Genomic DNA, 14424 nt, shown 5'->3' with positions numbered 1-14424 from the left:
ATTTTTTCGTCCAGGATTATGTCCGCACCCCCTTGCTTTCTGATGACTTATTCTGGTTCTTTGAGTGTCAATGCATAGATGTGATGTAGCTAGTTAGAAAAAAATTTTGAATACTCTTTTTTTCTTTCAGACTTCTTTTTAAGTAAGATTTTGAAGTGTGAGTTACGGGGTCAGAAACTTAAAAGTTTTTGTTCCTTTATTTTCAAGTCTGATTTGGCAGCTTTTCGGCAGCTCATTTATTTATGGTCAGAAATAGATGCTGAAATTTTAATCTATTAGCAAATAGTCCAGAACGTATGAAGAGGAGTCGGATATCATTTGTCATTAACACCATAAATATTTATAAAATTCGTGTTCACCTACAATTAAATTTAATATCGCCGTTTGTATAATTAAGCGAGACAAATAAAAAAGCCATTTATGTTACACTCAAATTGTAATACCCGCTAAAGCATACAAGGAGAGTGAACATAAATGACTTATACCCATCTTACACCAAACGAGCTTGTAATGATAGAAGCATATTTTCATCAAGAAACTCCGGTTGCTATCGTTGCGAAGCAGCTTAAACGTGGACGCCAAACAATTTACAATGTCTATAACTTTCTCAAATGTGGTGGAACAGCACTTGAATACTTTGAACAATACAAAGAAAATAAGCGACGTTGTGGGAGAACCGAAATCATTTTTCCTGCTGAGGAAAAAGAATACATTGAAAAAAGATCAACTGAAGGTTGGACCCCAGACGTCATTATTGGCCGTGCAGAGCGAACCTTCTCTTGTTCAGTAAGTACCCTCTATCGCCGGTTTAAGACGGGAGAATTCAATGTTTTACATTTACCGATGCAAGGAAAACGAAAACCAAATGGTTATAAGGAAAAACGTGGAAAACAGGCATTCAAAAGAAATATTTCTGAACGTAAAAAAGATTATGTCGTTTTCGAAGAAGAATTTGGACATTTAGAGGGTGATACGATTGTCGGCATCCACCATAAAAGTGCCGTCATCACACTCGTTGAGCGACTTTCAAAAGCCATTATCGCCTTGAAACCAGAAGGCCGTAAGGCAGTTGATATTGAAAATTCGATTAATGAATGGCTTCAATCCGTACCCAAAAATCTTTTCAAATCAATTACCTTTGATTGTGGAAAAGAATTCTCTAATTGGAAAAGTATTAGTAATACGAATGATATTGATATTTATTTCGCAGACCCAGGAACGCCTTCCCAACGGGGATTAAATGAACATTCAAACGGACTCCTCCGAAAAGATGGACTACCAAAAGAAATGGAATTCAACCAAGTCAATCAAGGATTCATCTCATCCGTTGCGTCTAAAAGAAACCATATCCCTAGAAAATCACTAAATTACCAAACACCATTAGAAGTTTTTTTGAGTTACGTAAATGGAAAGTTTTGTCTCGCTTAATTTGACAAATAATATAATCAAAAATGTACCAAATCGAAATCGTTAATATAAAAAAACAGATAACAAAAAAAGAACCCTTGAATACCAAGGGTTATTTCTCAGTCTGATAACGATGATTAACGACGGATTTCTTTGATGCGAGCAGCTTTTCCGTGTAATGCACGTAGGTAGTACAATTTTGCACGACGTACTTTACCGTAGCGAACTACTTCGATTTTTGCAACACGTGGTGTATGCAATGGGAATGTACGTTCAACGCCCACTCCGTTAGAAACTTTACGTACTGTATAAGTTTCGCTGATTCCAGCACCGCGGCGTTTGATAACAACACCTTCAAATAACTGGATACGTTCACGAGTACCTTCAACAACTTTTGCGTGAACACGCACAGTGTCACCAGGGCGGAACGCTGGGATGTCAGAACGTAATTGTTCTTTTGTTAATTCTTCGATTAATGGATTCATGGTTTTCTTCTCCTTATTCCAAATATTCTTATGAGCTTTTCTCACAGCGGAATATCGTAATAGTTAAGTGCTTTTGCACTCACCATAAAATACTAACATATTATCAACCTACTGTAAAGAATATTTTAGAAAAAGTCACTTGGCTTCATCTGCTGTTTTTTCTTGTTCTTCTTTCTTGATTTCTTCTAAAAATTTCGTCATTTGAGGTGTCCATTCAAGTGTTTCCAAAAGATCAGGCCGACGTTGATAGGTCCTTCTTAGTGATTCTTTTAATTGCCATTCTTCAATCAATTTATGATTTCCATTTGTCAATACTTCTGGTACTTTCATCCCTTTATATTCTGCCGGGCGAGTATATTGGGGATGTTCCAATAAACCGGTTGAATAAGAATCCGTTTGAGCTGAAGTCTGATTCCCTAACACATCTGGCAAAAGCCGAACTGTTGCATCGATCATGACCATCGCACCTAATTCTCCCCCAGTAAGGACATAATCTCCTAAGGAAACTTCATCTGTCACTAATGTGCGGATACGTTCATCATATCCCTCATAATGACCACAAATGAATACTAAGTGTTCTTCTTGTGAAAATTCTTCTGCCATTTTCTGATCGAATCGTTTACCAGCTGGGTCAAGAAGAATTACTCTTTTTTTGACATCCGGTGCAGCTTTTTCAATGGCTTGGATGTTATCATAGATGGGCTGGACTTTGAGCAGCATACCTGCTCCACCGCCGTATGGATAATCATCTACTGTCTGATGTTTGTTATCTGAATAATCGCGGAAGTTAGAGATATTGATATCTAATAATCCTTTATCTACAGCCTTACCGATGATGGATTCCCCCATAGGACCTTCAAACATTCTTGGAAATAAAGTCAATACATCAATCTTCATCGTCAATCAGTCCTTCTGGAATTTCTACACGGACCACTCCAGCTTCTAAATCGACTTCTTTGACGACAGAAGCGATATATGGAAGCAATATATCAGCTTTTTTCGGACGTTGAACGACCCAAACATCATTGGCACCTGGTGACAAGATTTCTTTTACTTTACCTAACTCAGTTCCATCTTCTAATACATGCAGACCGATGATCTCATGGTAATAGAATTCATTTTCAGCTAGATCTACAGAGTTGTCTTTTGACACTTTTAATATGCCATCCCGATATTTTTCCACATCATTGATAGAAGGATGTCCTTCAAAACTCAATAAGTCAAAATTTTTATGTTTGCGATGACTTTTGACTGTTAATTCCACAGGTGCTTTTCCGTCTTGGAATAGTGTTAACACCGTTCCTTTTTTGTAACGTTCTTCTGGGAAATCCGTTGTTGAGATAACACGGACTTCGCCTTTGATACCTTGTGTGTTTACGATTTTTCCTACATTCAAGTATTCAGTCAACTTATATCCCCATTTCTTTTTTGTCTGTTTTATTTTAGCATGTGTGAAGAGGCAATTCTAGTTTTCTTTTAAGGTATTAAGCCAAAATTATGCAAAAATGCGGCGTGCTATTTTTGATTACTTCCTGTGACTTGGAGTTAAATGATGGGCTCAGATCAGCGCGCTGATTTCACAACCTCTTCATAGAAACTGCCATCTTCAACGCAGACATAGGATCTTGATGAGTGATCGTATAGGCATTTTTCGGTTCTTGCCAGCTTACTTCTACGGCTCGATTCGTCGTATCACCCATATCAACAGTAATTTTACCAAATTGTTCAGGTGCTGGTAGACTGTTTTCTTCCAAATAAGCTACGATTTCTTTAGCTAATAGTAAGGGATCTTGGCCTTCTATATTATTCCCACGGATTCGAATACGCCAGTTTCCTTCTTGCCATTCAAGAAAACTTGAATCTGCTGCACCTTGCTGATACCCTGTGATTCGAGAACCTAAGTCCACTTGCTGACCATTTGTGTCGATCTCAAAGGGCTGCAAAACTTGGATTGTTTCTTGACTAGAAGCAAACCCATATTGATATAGATAGGTTGCAATAGGCGTTTCTTGATTCAATTCGTCAGCATTCAACCCGAGGGGACGATCTGTTCTGTAATATAAAATAGAATAACCTTGCTTTGTATGTGTCGCTGCGATATTGAGATAGCCTGAAGAGACTGGTACATCTAGAGGCATGGGAACATTTGGCTGTTGTTCTTTCAACTGGTCTAAAGCAGTCTTTTTCTCATTATTTGAGGTAGCCATTGTTTGTTCAGTGGTGGTAGCCGTTTTGGTACTACTTTTTTCTGGACTGGTAACAGTTTCAGATATACTGCTTGATAGATGTGTATTGTCTGATTCTTGAGTAACCGAACTACAAGCGCTTAACAATAGAGCAAATGGAATAAATAACATTTTCTTTCTCATTGGCTGTTCACTCCCTCCTCCTATAAGGATACGCTTTCTTGCTTGTTTTGCCAAATAATCATTTCTTCAATTAATAAAAAAACAAAAAAGCTGCACTCGAAAATTCGAGTACAGCACGTTTATTTACTTTTCCTTATCATCGATGATATTCAAACGCACTTTTTTCGGTGCATTGATCCGAACACCGTAAACGATTGTGCGGATTGCTTTAGCAACACGCCCTTGTTTTCCAATGATACGGCCAATATCTTCAGGAGCCACTGTTAGATTGTACTCGTAAAAGTCTTTCGACTCTACGACGTCTAACTTGACTTGATCAGGATAAGTGACTAGCGGACGAACGATTGTTAAGACTAAGTCGCTTAAATCTTTCATATCCGGTCACCTTATTTCTTTGAGAATTTAGCTTCGTGGTGTTTTTGCATAACGCCTTCTTTTGAAAGGATGTTACGTACAGTGTCAGAAGGTTGTGCACCTTTTGATAACCAGTCAAGAACTAAGTCTTCTTTTAAAACTACTTCTGCAGGGTCTTTCAAAGGATTGTAAGTACCTACAGTTTCGATGAAACGTCCATCACGAGGAGAACGTGAATCAGCTACGACGATACGGTAAAACGGACTCTTTTTAGAACCCATACGTTTTAAACGGATTTTAACTGCCATTATTTATTTCCACCTCCATTGTTTTATTCACAAGATGTAGTGTAACAGTTTTTTTTTACCCTGTAAAGCTTTTTTTCTTTACAGCTTGATTAAATTCGATTTTTTTTAGGAAATAGAAGATTTTAGACTTCTTTTTTGTTAAAAATAAGTAATCTATCTTCTATGTAGCTTTTGTCAGTAAGTGTTTTTATTTGCTCCAGTTACTTATTTTTTGTAAGATTGTTATAGATAGTTTGAAGGAGGAAAAATCGTATGACAAAAAAAATTGGATTTTTTATTGGTAGTTTAAGAAAAGATTCTTACAACAAAAAAGTAGCAGAAGCTTTTGCGAAATTGCTTCCTGAAGGGTACGAAAGTGTATTTGTAAAAATCGATGATCTGCCATTTTACAATGAGGATCTTGAAACTCCAGAACAGGCTCCTGCTGAATGGACTCGTTTTCGTGAGGAAGTGAGGGGACTAGACGGTGTCGTTTTCGTTACTCCTGAATACAACCGTTCTGTGCCAGCAGTATTGAAAAATGCTTTAGATGTAGGCTCAAGACCTTATGGACACAGTGTTTGGGATCATAAACCAGGTTTAGTCGTTACTGCATCACCAGGTGGGATCGGCGGCTTTGGCGCAAACCACCATCTACGACAATCACTTGTCTTTTTGAATGTGCCAACCTTGCAGCAACCGGAAGCATATATCGGAAACGTTGCGAATCTAATTGATGAAAATGGTAATATCGTTGAAGGAACATTAAGTTTCTTCCAAACGATTTTAGATGCGTATCTAGATTTTTCTAACAAATTAACAGAGTAAAAAGCATAACGGTAATAAAAAAGGCAACTATGTACAGGACATTTCTGCATATAGTTGCCTTTTTTATTTTATTTACTTCTACTTTCGTACATAATGCAATTCGATAAATTCACCGAATCGTGTCGTGTCTAGCATTTCAAAACGCGCTTCATATGTTCCTTTTTGGAATAAAGGAATCCCGTCCCCTAATAATACAGGGGTAATCTGGATATACCATTCATCAATCATTTGATGTTCCAATAGCGGTTTGATCAATCGACCGCCACCCACAACCCAGATATCTTTTCCTTCTGTCATTTGTAGATTTTTTAGAAAAGCAACAGGATCTTCGTTTACGACCTCAGCATCTGGCAATTGTAATTGTGCGTGGGTGGAAAAAACGAAATTCTTTTTCTCTGGATAAATTGCTTCGGTCTCCAAATATTTTTTTGCTTCCTGATAAGTTTTTCTGCCCATGATGGTCGTATCGATTGTTTCATAAAAAGCTTCATAAGTGGTTTGCTTACCTGTTGGAGTGTCAAAAAGCCATTGAAGATCATCCGTTTTCGTTGCCAAATAGCCATCTAAACTTATAGCACCATAAAATATGATTTTCGCATGCTTTATTCGCCCTTTCTGCCGATACGTACGACCTCTTCTTTGCGGAAACAACTGTCAAGGTGATCATTGATGATCCCGACAGCTTCTAAAAAAGCATAGATTGTTGTGCTTCCGATAAATTTAAATCCTCTTTTCTTTAGATCTTTTGCTAATTCATCTGAAAGAGGACTTGTTGTTGGGACTTCTTCTTGTGAATGATAAGAAGAATCAACGATTTTTCCATTAGAAAACGACCAAAGATACTCTGAAAAACTGCCGATTTCTTCTTGAATTTTCAAGACTGCTTTGGCGTTTTGGACGGCTGCTTCGATTTTTCTTCGGTTACGAATAATTCCTTTGTTTTCCATTAGTTCACTGATTTTTGTTTCTCCATAATTTGCGACTTTTTTAATATCGAATCGATCATATGCTTCATCGAATGCTTCACTTTTATTTAAAATCGTCTGCCAGCTCAATCCGGCTTGATTAATATCAAGCATCAATTTTCGGAACAGCTTTTGGTCATCATATTCAGGAACACCCCAGACAGTATCATGATATTGCCGCATACTTTCTGTTTGTTCACTCCACGGACATCTCATCTGTGCCACCTCTTCGTTTAGAGTAATTGTATTAGTAAAGAATAAAAATTGCTGATAGAAAAGCTCCGGCAGTAGACATTTTCAGTCTGTACCGAAGCTGTTTTTTTCATCTTATTTCCGTTTTTTCTTTTTCTTCTTATTTTTCTTGATCATTCGATTCATCGCCATTTTGCCTAGTTTTCCTTTGACGCCTGAACCAAACATTTGGTCCATACCTGGGATATTCATATCCCCTTTGGACATTTGCTGCATCATTTTTCTTGATTCCTTGAATTGTTTGATCATTCGATTCACTTCAACAACACTGTTTCCAGAACCGGCAGCAATTCGGCGACGACGGCTTGGGTTCAACAGATCAGGATTTGCTCTTTCTGCTGGCGTCATAGAATAAACCATCGCTTTTTTGCGTTCAACATCTTTTGGATCTACCTTGACGTTTTCGATTCCAGGGACTTGATTCATTCCTGGGATCATTTTGATTAGATCTTCCAGTGGGCCCATACCCATCACTTGATCAAGCTGTTCAATAAAGTCATTGAAATCGAATGAATTTTCCCGCATTTTCTGTGCAAGTTCTTCCGCTTTTTTCTCGTCATAGTCTTGCTGCGCTTTTTCAATCAATGTCAGCATATCCCCCATACCAAGGATACGGCTAGCCATACGATCTGGGTGGAATACTTCTAAGTCAGTCAATTTTTCACCAGAACCGATGAATTTGATTGGTGCGCCTGTCACTGAGCGGATCGATAGTGCTGCCCCGCCTCGAGTATCCCCATCAAGTTTAGTGATGACGACCCCTGTAATACCTAATTGCTGGTTGAAGCTATCAGCTACGTTGACGGCATCTTGACCAGTCATGGCATCGACAACAAGCAAAATCTCATTTGGTTGCGTCAATTCTTTGATTTGTTTCAACTCATCCATCAATGTTTCATCGATATGCAGACGTCCTGCCGTATCGATCAATACATAGTCGTTTTTCTTTTCTTTTGCTAACTCCATCCCTTGACGGACGATCTCTACCGGGCTGACTTCAGTTCCCATATCAAATACAGGAACGTCTAGCTGTTGACCTAATACTTTCAATTGGTCGATCGCAGCTGGTCGATATACGTCCCCTGCGATTAGGAGCGGACGAGCATTTTCATTTTTCTTTAAATAATTGGCTAATTTACCAGTAAAGGTCGTTTTACCTGCCCCTTGAAGACCAGCCATCATGATAACAGTTGGTATTTTTGGTGATTTATTTAACTCTGCTGTTTCAGAACCAAGTGTGATCGTCAATTCTTCATCAACGATTTTTACGATTTGTTGTGCAGGTGATAAACTTTCCAGCACTTCTGCCCCTACAGCACGTTCGCGTACGCGCTTAGTAAAATCTTTGACTACTTGCAAGTTAACATCGGCTTCTAGTAAGGCAAGGCGGATTTCCCGCATCATTTCTTTTACGTCAGCTTCTGATACTTTTCCTTTTTTTCTTATTTTTCCCATCGCCTGCTGGAGACGTTCAGTTAAGCTTTCAAATGCCATATTTTCTTCATTCCTTTTATTTATTCTTCGATTGCTTGAATTTGCTGTACATATTCAAGTAGTTTTTTATCTTCCGGGTACTTATCTGTAATATATGCAGTCATATTTTCCAATACCTGTTCTCGAACAATATAATTAGAAAAAAGATGGAGTTTTTTTTCATAATCCTCCAAGATCTTGCTTGTCCGCTTGATATTGTCATATACTGCTTGTCGGCTTACTTCGTATTCTTCCGCGATCTCACCTAATGAAAAATCATCTGCATAATATAATTCCATGTAGTTCATTTGTTTTTCTGTCAATAAGGTCGAATAAAATTCAAAGAGCGCGTTCATTCGATTGGTCTTTTCGATTTCCATTCTGCTCACCTCTAGTTTTCAGCCATTCTTCATCAGAGAGCACAGTCATTTTTTGCTGAATAAAATAAGCAGTAGCCACTCCGGCACCATTTTTTTTTATTCCGGAAAAACTCCCGTCATAAATCGAATGGGTTCCGCATGAAGGGCTTTTTTCCTTCATGATGACTAGATCAATGTGTTTTTCCTGCAATTTTTGATAGGCTTTGATCGCGCCATTTTTGTACGCTTCCGTTACATCTTCGCCGCTTGTCGTCCATACTTTTGCTTGATCTTTCCACACATCGAATCCATTTCCACCAATGATTTCAGCGGGATCTCTAGGAATTGGTAATCCGCCGATCACTTCTGGACAGACCATGACAGCTTCTCCAGTTTCAACTAGTTCCATCAATTCTGGTACTTCTTTTTTCTGTCCATCATAGCGACAGGCCAGACCGCCTAAACATGCACTGATTCCAATCATTGACTGTTCTTCCTTTCTATTCAGCAAAGTGCCTTCCTATTATACCATTTATTTCTTTTGTAAAATAGCCCTTTGTACTGATTCTATGCTAAAATATAAACAGAATGAAACCTATTTAAAGGAGATTTGAATGAAAAAAATACTAGTTGTTGATGATGAACCTTCTATTGTAACGCTCTTGACGTTCAATTTGGAAAAAGAAGGCTACAAGGTAACCAGTGCCACAGATGGAGGCGAAGGATTAGAATTAGCATTAGAACAATCATTTGATTTCATCATTTTAGATGTGATGCTTCCAACGATGGATGGCATGGAGATCACTCAGCGGCTGCGTCAAGAAAAAAATGAAACACCGATTTTGATGCTGACGGCTAAAGATGACCAAGTGGATCGGATCATTGGCCTAGAAATAGGTGCTGACGACTATTTGACCAAACCATTTAGTCCTCGCGAAGTATTAGCCCGTATGAAAGCAATATTCAGACGGATTGAACCTCGTAAGCAATCAAAAGATGAAGCTGAGCCTGAATATCTATCGATTGGACAAATCACTGCTGATTTGACCAATTATCAAGTGACCGTAGACGACCATCTGATTGAACTAACACCGAAAGAATTTGAATTACTTGTTTATTTCATGAAACGAAAAGACCGTGTGATCGACCGAGACACATTGCTAGACCGCATTTGGAATTTTGACTTCGCAGGACAAAGCCGAATCGTAGATGTACACGTTAGTCATTTGCGAGAAAAAATCGAGCGAGATCCAAAACATCCAAAGTACTTGGTGACTATTAGAGGATTTGGCTATAAGTTTCAGGAACCAAAACGATGAAATGGAAAAAAATTTATGAACGTCTCTTCTTTCTTATTCTTTTAGTTAGTTTGTTTTTTGGTGGCTGGCAATTGATTTCCAATTATTTTCAACAGCAGATCGTGGAACAGCAAGAAAGCTACCTGACAAAAAAAGCACAACTGCTGATCCGGCAATTAGATGTCGAAAACCTCCAAGCAGCGCAAAACAAAACTGCTTTGGAAGAATTCGTCCATCAGTCGAACGAACGGATTACTTTAATGGATGCTACTGGAAAGATCTTATTTGACACAAACAATGAAACATTGAATGAACAGCGAAACTCCCGTCCCGAAATCAAAGCCGTATTGAATGGTGGGAACCTAGGTAGCGCTTTGCGCAAAAGTACTACTTTGAATGGGGATCTTTTATATGTCGCATTACCAGTCAAAAAAAGTGGCCAGTTAGAAGCCATTTTACGTATCGCAGAACCGACAAGCGGTTTTTTACCGAGAACTGAGAGTTTTCGCCGTTGGGTCTTTTTCTTCTTTCTGTCTTTCTTCCTTGTTCTTGCAGGAATGATCTATTATCTGATCTATCAAAAAAACCAGCCATTGAAAACCGTGCTGCCCGTACTAAAAAAAATGGTGCAAAATCCTAATCAGGCGGAAGTAATCATGCAAACACCCGATCAATGGGAAGAATTGTATCAGACGATCAATGCGTTGAGCGAACAAATGAGTAAGATGTATCGGGCGTATACTACCACAGAAGAGCAATTATATACGTTACTGAACGAACTGATGATTGGCGTATTCCTGATTGATGATGCTGATTCTCGTTTACTACTGCTTAATCCAAAGATGCAGCTACATTTAAACGTGGTAAGCTATCAACCTGAACAGCGGTACACAGAAGTCATTCAAGAGCCAAAACTCATTCAGCTGATTCATCAAGTGACTCCTGAGCATCCGCTGATCCATCAGGAGATCACCCTTACAGAAGGTCGGCAGACATTAGACTTGAGTTTGCGCTACTTTACTAATTCAGAAGGTACCGGACAGATTCTAGGGGTGGCGTATGACTTAACGAAAGTGCGACGTTTAGAAAAGCTACAAAAGGATTTCGTTGGCAACGTCTCTCACGAATTAAAAACTCCTGTGACTTCACTGATTGGTTTTACCGAGACTTTACTGGATGGTGCAAAAGATGACCCGCAAACTCTGACTTCTTTTCTTGAGATCATGCAAAAAGATGCGATCCGGTTAGATAAACTGATTCGGGAAATCATCCAGCTGTCAAAAGATGGCGAGAATTCTTACGAGATCCAGACAATTTATACAGAACCTTATTTCCAGCAAATCGTTCAAAATTATCAGCCAATCATCGAAAAGAAACGGTTGACGATTCGATTGATTGGAAAGAACGAACCATTTACTACTAAAACAGATATCCTTTATCCAATTATCAAAAATCTGATTGAAAATGCTGTCCAATATTCAAAAAGCGACAGCGAGATTATTATCCGCTATCAGGCAACAGATGATCTATCGTTTTCTGTCCAAGACTTTGGTATAGGTATCGACATTGAGGATCAGGAACGGATCTTTGAGCGTTTTTACCGCGTAGACAAGGCGCGAAGCCGGCATTCAGGCGGGACCGGATTAGGGTTAGCGATTGTAAAAGACTACGTGCAACTCCTTCATGGTACGATTACTGTAGACAGTCATCTTGGAACAGGTTCGACTTTCACCGTTACCATTCCGAAAATGTAAAAAAGAGCAACTGCTCGTGCGTTTTAAAGTTGGATGACTCATCCTGCTTCGAAAGATACACGAGTGGTTGTTCTTTTTTACTCTTTTTTGAGATACTTTTCGTCAATTTTCTCGTTTAAATATCGATAGAAATTTTTTAACTACGCGACTAAACGGCTTTTGCTCTTTTTCATTTTTACGTTCAAACAAATATTCTACCAATGTGGTCAAATGCCTAAAAATCGAATCTGCCGAGAAAAATAGAATGCTCAACAGCAAAAGTGATACAGCTGAGATACCGGTGATTGAAAACAGCTTATGCAAAAAGATGACCGAAAAAAAGTTACCGCTAGCACAGAAAAGAATGATCTGACTTCTGAATTTATTCAGCGGTGAACAGATTTTATAGAGAACGAGGAACCCTACTGCAATCAAAAGCATGGTAGATGCTGTAGAAACATCTGTTTTATTTAGATTCAAAGTCACCCCGCAGATCACCAACGCACCGACTACGATCATATCTGTTAGTCCACCTGGCACAGCTTTTTCCATCACATTCATGATGAATTTCCCTCTGATTCGCTTTTTGTTTTCTTCTAGAGCAAGCAAGAAAGATGGAAGTCCGATAGTAAACAAACTAATCAATGTGATTTGTGATGGTTCTAAAGGATAGGTCAGAGCAAAGATCACTGAAAACAGTGAGAGCAAAAAGGAGAAAATATTCTTCACTAAAAACAAGCTGGCTGATCGCTCAATATTGTTCACAACGCGCCGTCCTTCTGCAACAACTTCTGGCATGCGTGAAAAGTCAGAATCAAGTAAGACCACTTGTGAGGCCTGCATGGCGGCTTCATTTCCGGAAGCCATCGCTATACTGCAGTCTGCTTCTTTCATGGCTAGAATATCATTCACGCCATCACCTGTCATAGCTACTGTATTGTTACGACGCTTTAGCAATTGAACGAAGATTTTCTTTTGTTCTGGCTTGACGCGTCCAAAAACTGTATATTTTTCGACAGCTGCTTCATATTCTTCTTCTGATAATTTAGATGCATCAACGTACTGATCAGCATGTGAAATCCCTGCTTGGACAGCTACATTGGATACGGTGAGCGGATTATCTCCAGAAATCACTTTGATGGCTACTTGCTGTTTTTTGAAGTAATCAAATGTGGCTCTTGCTTCTTTTCTGATAGGATTAGCAATCAGAATATAGCCTAATGGTGTGACTGCTTCTGTCAATACTGGTTCTTCAAGAATCCCATCGTACACACCAAAGACCAACACGCGATAGCCTTTTTCAGCGAAAGAAACAAACTCTTCCGCATATTCCGGCAATTGATCGCGCAAAACCATTTCGGGCGCTCCTAAAACATACACCTTGTCTGCCAACGCTACACTGCTGAATTTTTGGACAGAAGAAAAAGGAATAACATGGTGATAGGATTGATCAGTGGTTTTTGTAAAATATGCTTTAAAAGCTTCCATTGTTGCATTGTCTCCTGCCATCGCTTTTGCATAGTCAGCAATGCATGCTTCCAATTGATCTGACTGACTGATTATTTCTTGTTTTTTAGAGACGATCACTTTTTGAACAGACATTTTATTTTCTGTGATCGTTCCTGTTTTATCTACACAAAGGACATTTACCCTTGCCAATGTCTCAATGCTTTTCATATTGTGTAAAAGAACTCTTTGCTTTGCTAGTTTAGTCGCACTTAATGCTAATGCAATCGTCGTCAGCAAGTACAGTCCTTCAGGTATCATACCGATCAATGCTGCTTCCATTGCAACGACACTTTCTTTGATCGTGTTTCCATTAAAAAAGTAACTTTGAGAAAAAAGCAGGATACCGATAGGAATAATGATGATCCCAATCCATTTGATCAATTGATTAAGAGAAGCAATCATCTCCGACTGTTCTCCTTCTCCCATTGTCTTGGCTTTGACTGTCAGCTGGGAAATATACGAATCTGCTCCAACTTTGTCTAATCGGGCGTAAGCTTTTCCGGAAACAATGAAACTGCCGGACATTAATGGATCGCCTATTTCTTTGGTTATTTCATCTGCTTCGCCTGTCAATAAAGCCTCATTAACTTGCAGTTTCCCTTCCACGACCTCTGCATCTGCTGGAATTTGATGTCCAGTCTCTAAAATAACAATGTCATCTATTACAAGGTCTTCTATATCTATTGTTTGTTCTATCCCGTCTCGTATGACATTGACTTTTGCTGTATTTAAAACATTTAGTTCGTCCAAGATCTTTTTGGATCGAATTTCCTGAAAAATGGCGATTCCTGTATTGGCTATGATAACTGGTAAAAAAGTCAAGTTCTTATAGGATTCTACTAAACAAAGCAAAATGGCTAAGATAAGAAAGATCAAATTGAAATACGTAAATATGTTTTCCAATACGATTTGCTGATTTGTTTTGAATGTGGGATCGACTGAATTATTTGCTGCACCTTTTTCTATTCGTTCCTTGACTTGATCTGCCGTTAATCCTTCTTTATACGATGGAAAAAGACGGATGACTTTATCTGATGATCTTTGTGTTACTTTCTTTTTTTTACTTCGATTTATCCATTTATTCTTCATGTGGCTACCTCGATTG

At 38.7% G+C, this 14424-nt stretch carries 16 protein-coding genes; 4 read left to right on the top strand and 12 right to left on the bottom strand.

Features of this window, described 5'->3' with window-relative positions:
• The first annotated feature begins 474 nt into the window (after positions 1–474).
• Positions 475–1428, top strand: a complete 954-nt coding sequence (locus tag PYW34_RS04225) for an IS30 family transposase (protein WP_000222572.1) — start codon at positions 475–477, stop codon at positions 1426–1428.
• A 116-nt stretch (positions 1429–1544) separates the two neighbouring features.
• On the opposite strand, the gene rplS is transcribed toward PYW34_RS04225, so the two are convergent.
• The 6 genes from rplS to rpsP form a co-directional block, all read right to left on the bottom strand.
• Positions 1545–1892: a 50S ribosomal protein L19 gene (gene rplS, locus PYW34_RS04220; protein ID WP_002286913.1), complete on the bottom strand. Its 348-nt coding sequence runs from the start codon at positions 1890–1892 to the stop codon at positions 1545–1547.
• A gap of 135 nt (positions 1893–2027) precedes the next feature.
• Positions 2028–2789 (bottom strand): tRNA (guanosine(37)-N1)-methyltransferase TrmD, encoded by a 762-nt coding sequence (gene trmD / locus PYW34_RS04215; RefSeq protein WP_002293717.1) that lies wholly within the window; start codon positions 2787–2789, stop codon positions 2028–2030.
• On the bottom strand, positions 2779–3300 hold the full coding sequence (gene rimM / locus PYW34_RS04210) for a ribosome maturation factor RimM (RefSeq protein WP_002293716.1): 522 nt from the start codon (positions 3298–3300) through the stop codon (positions 2779–2781). The genes trmD and rimM overlap by 11 nt, the downstream gene beginning before the upstream one ends.
• A gap of 169 nt (positions 3301–3469) precedes the next feature.
• A complete protein-coding gene (locus tag PYW34_RS04205; RefSeq protein WP_002325027.1) occupies positions 3470–4261 on the bottom strand; it encodes a hypothetical protein in 792 nt (263 codons plus the stop codon).
• Between the two features lie 123 nt (positions 4262–4384).
• Positions 4385–4636, bottom strand: a complete 252-nt coding sequence (locus PYW34_RS04200; RefSeq protein WP_002290277.1) for a KH domain-containing protein — start codon at positions 4634–4636, stop codon at positions 4385–4387.
• 11 nt (positions 4637–4647) lie between these two features.
• Complete coding sequence (rpsP, locus tag PYW34_RS04195; RefSeq protein ID WP_002290274.1) at positions 4648–4923, bottom strand: 30S ribosomal protein S16; 276 nt, start codon at positions 4921–4923, stop codon at positions 4648–4650.
• Positions 4924–5175: 252 nt separating this feature from the next.
• On the opposite strand from rpsP, the gene PYW34_RS04190 reads away from it, so the two are divergent.
• On the top strand, positions 5176–5730 hold the full coding sequence (locus tag PYW34_RS04190) for an NADPH-dependent FMN reductase (protein ID WP_002293714.1): 555 nt from the start codon (positions 5176–5178) through the stop codon (positions 5728–5730).
• Positions 5731–5808: 78 nt separating this feature from the next.
• Here PYW34_RS04190 and PYW34_RS04185 read toward each other — a convergent pair whose 3' ends face one another.
• The 5 genes from PYW34_RS04185 to PYW34_RS04165 form a co-directional block, all read right to left on the bottom strand.
• Positions 5809–6381, bottom strand: coding sequence for a dihydrofolate reductase family protein (locus PYW34_RS04185; protein WP_002293712.1), 573 nt, complete (start codon positions 6379–6381; stop codon positions 5809–5811).
• Positions 6333–6911, bottom strand: a complete 579-nt coding sequence (locus tag PYW34_RS04180; protein WP_002293710.1) for a DNA-3-methyladenine glycosylase I — start codon at positions 6909–6911, stop codon at positions 6333–6335. Before PYW34_RS04180 ends, PYW34_RS04185 begins: the two co-directional genes overlap by 49 nt.
• Before the next feature lie 111 nt (positions 6912–7022).
• Entirely contained in the window at positions 7023–8441 is a 1419-nt protein-coding gene (ffh, locus tag PYW34_RS04175) for a signal recognition particle protein (RefSeq protein ID WP_002293709.1), read from the bottom strand.
• A 20-nt stretch (positions 8442–8461) separates the two neighbouring features.
• Positions 8462–8800 (bottom strand): putative DNA-binding protein, encoded by a 339-nt coding sequence (locus PYW34_RS04170; protein ID WP_002293708.1) that lies wholly within the window; start codon positions 8798–8800, stop codon positions 8462–8464.
• Positions 8760–9263, bottom strand: a complete 504-nt coding sequence (locus PYW34_RS04165; protein WP_002297194.1) for a DUF523 domain-containing protein — start codon at positions 9261–9263, stop codon at positions 8760–8762. Before PYW34_RS04165 ends, PYW34_RS04170 begins: the two co-directional genes overlap by 41 nt.
• 130 nt (positions 9264–9393) lie before the next feature.
• On the opposite strand from PYW34_RS04165, the gene PYW34_RS04160 reads away from it, so the two are divergent.
• A complete protein-coding gene (locus PYW34_RS04160; protein WP_002293705.1) occupies positions 9394–10098 on the top strand; it encodes a response regulator transcription factor in 705 nt (234 codons plus the stop codon).
• Positions 10095–11831, top strand: a complete 1737-nt coding sequence (locus PYW34_RS04155) for an ATP-binding protein (protein WP_002293703.1) — start codon at positions 10095–10097, stop codon at positions 11829–11831. Before PYW34_RS04160 ends, PYW34_RS04155 begins: the two co-directional genes overlap by 4 nt.
• 102 nt (positions 11832–11933) lie before the next feature.
• Here the strand turns inward: PYW34_RS04155 and PYW34_RS04150 are convergent, their stop codons facing one another.
• Positions 11934–14408, bottom strand: coding sequence for a cation-translocating P-type ATPase (locus PYW34_RS04150; RefSeq protein WP_002334500.1), 2475 nt, complete (start codon positions 14406–14408; stop codon positions 11934–11936).
• Positions 14409–14424 lie beyond the last annotated feature (16 nt).

It is taken from the genome of Enterococcus faecium, assembly GCF_029023785.1.
In the GTDB taxonomy this organism is placed as follows: Bacteria; Bacillota; Bacilli; order Lactobacillales; family Enterococcaceae; genus Enterococcus_B; species Enterococcus_B faecium.
This window is presented reverse-complemented; position numbering and strand designations above follow the sequence as displayed.

Coding starts and splice junctions, on each gene's coding strand:
- PYW34_RS04200 (WP_002290277.1), bottom strand. CDS start 4,636: ATGAAAGATTTAAGCGACTTAGTCTTAACAATCGTTCGTCCGCTAGTC.
- PYW34_RS04155 (WP_002293703.1), top strand. CDS start 10,095: ATGAAATGGAAAAAAATTTATGAACGTCTCTTCTTTCTTATTCTTTTA.
- ffh (WP_002293709.1), bottom strand. CDS start 8,441: ATGGCATTTGAAAGCTTAACTGAACGTCTCCAGCAGGCGATGGGAAAA.
- rpsP (WP_002290274.1), bottom strand. CDS start 4,923: ATGGCAGTTAAAATCCGTTTAAAACGTATGGGTTCTAAAAAGAGTCCG.
- PYW34_RS04160 (WP_002293705.1), top strand. CDS start 9,394: ATGAAAAAAATACTAGTTGTTGATGATGAACCTTCTATTGTAACGCTC.
- rplS (WP_002286913.1), bottom strand. CDS start 1,892: ATGAATCCATTAATCGAAGAATTAACAAAAGAACAATTACGTTCTGAC.
- PYW34_RS04225 (WP_000222572.1), top strand. CDS start 475: ATGACTTATACCCATCTTACACCAAACGAGCTTGTAATGATAGAAGCA.
- PYW34_RS04165 (WP_002297194.1), bottom strand. CDS start 9,263: ATGATTGGAATCAGTGCATGTTTAGGCGGTCTGGCCTGTCGCTATGAT.
- trmD (WP_002293717.1), bottom strand. CDS start 2,789: ATGAAGATTGATGTATTGACTTTATTTCCAAGAATGTTTGAAGGTCCT.
- PYW34_RS04170 (WP_002293708.1), bottom strand. CDS start 8,800: ATGGAAATCGAAAAGACCAATCGAATGAACGCGCTCTTTGAATTTTAT.
- PYW34_RS04180 (WP_002293710.1), bottom strand. CDS start 6,911: ATGAGATGTCCGTGGAGTGAACAAACAGAAAGTATGCGGCAATATCAT.
- PYW34_RS04190 (WP_002293714.1), top strand. CDS start 5,176: ATGACAAAAAAAATTGGATTTTTTATTGGTAGTTTAAGAAAAGATTCT.
- PYW34_RS04150 (WP_002334500.1), bottom strand. CDS start 14,408: ATGAAGAATAAATGGATAAATCGAAGTAAAAAAAAGAAAGTAACACAA.
- PYW34_RS04205 (WP_002325027.1), bottom strand. CDS start 4,261: ATGAGAAAGAAAATGTTATTTATTCCATTTGCTCTATTGTTAAGCGCT.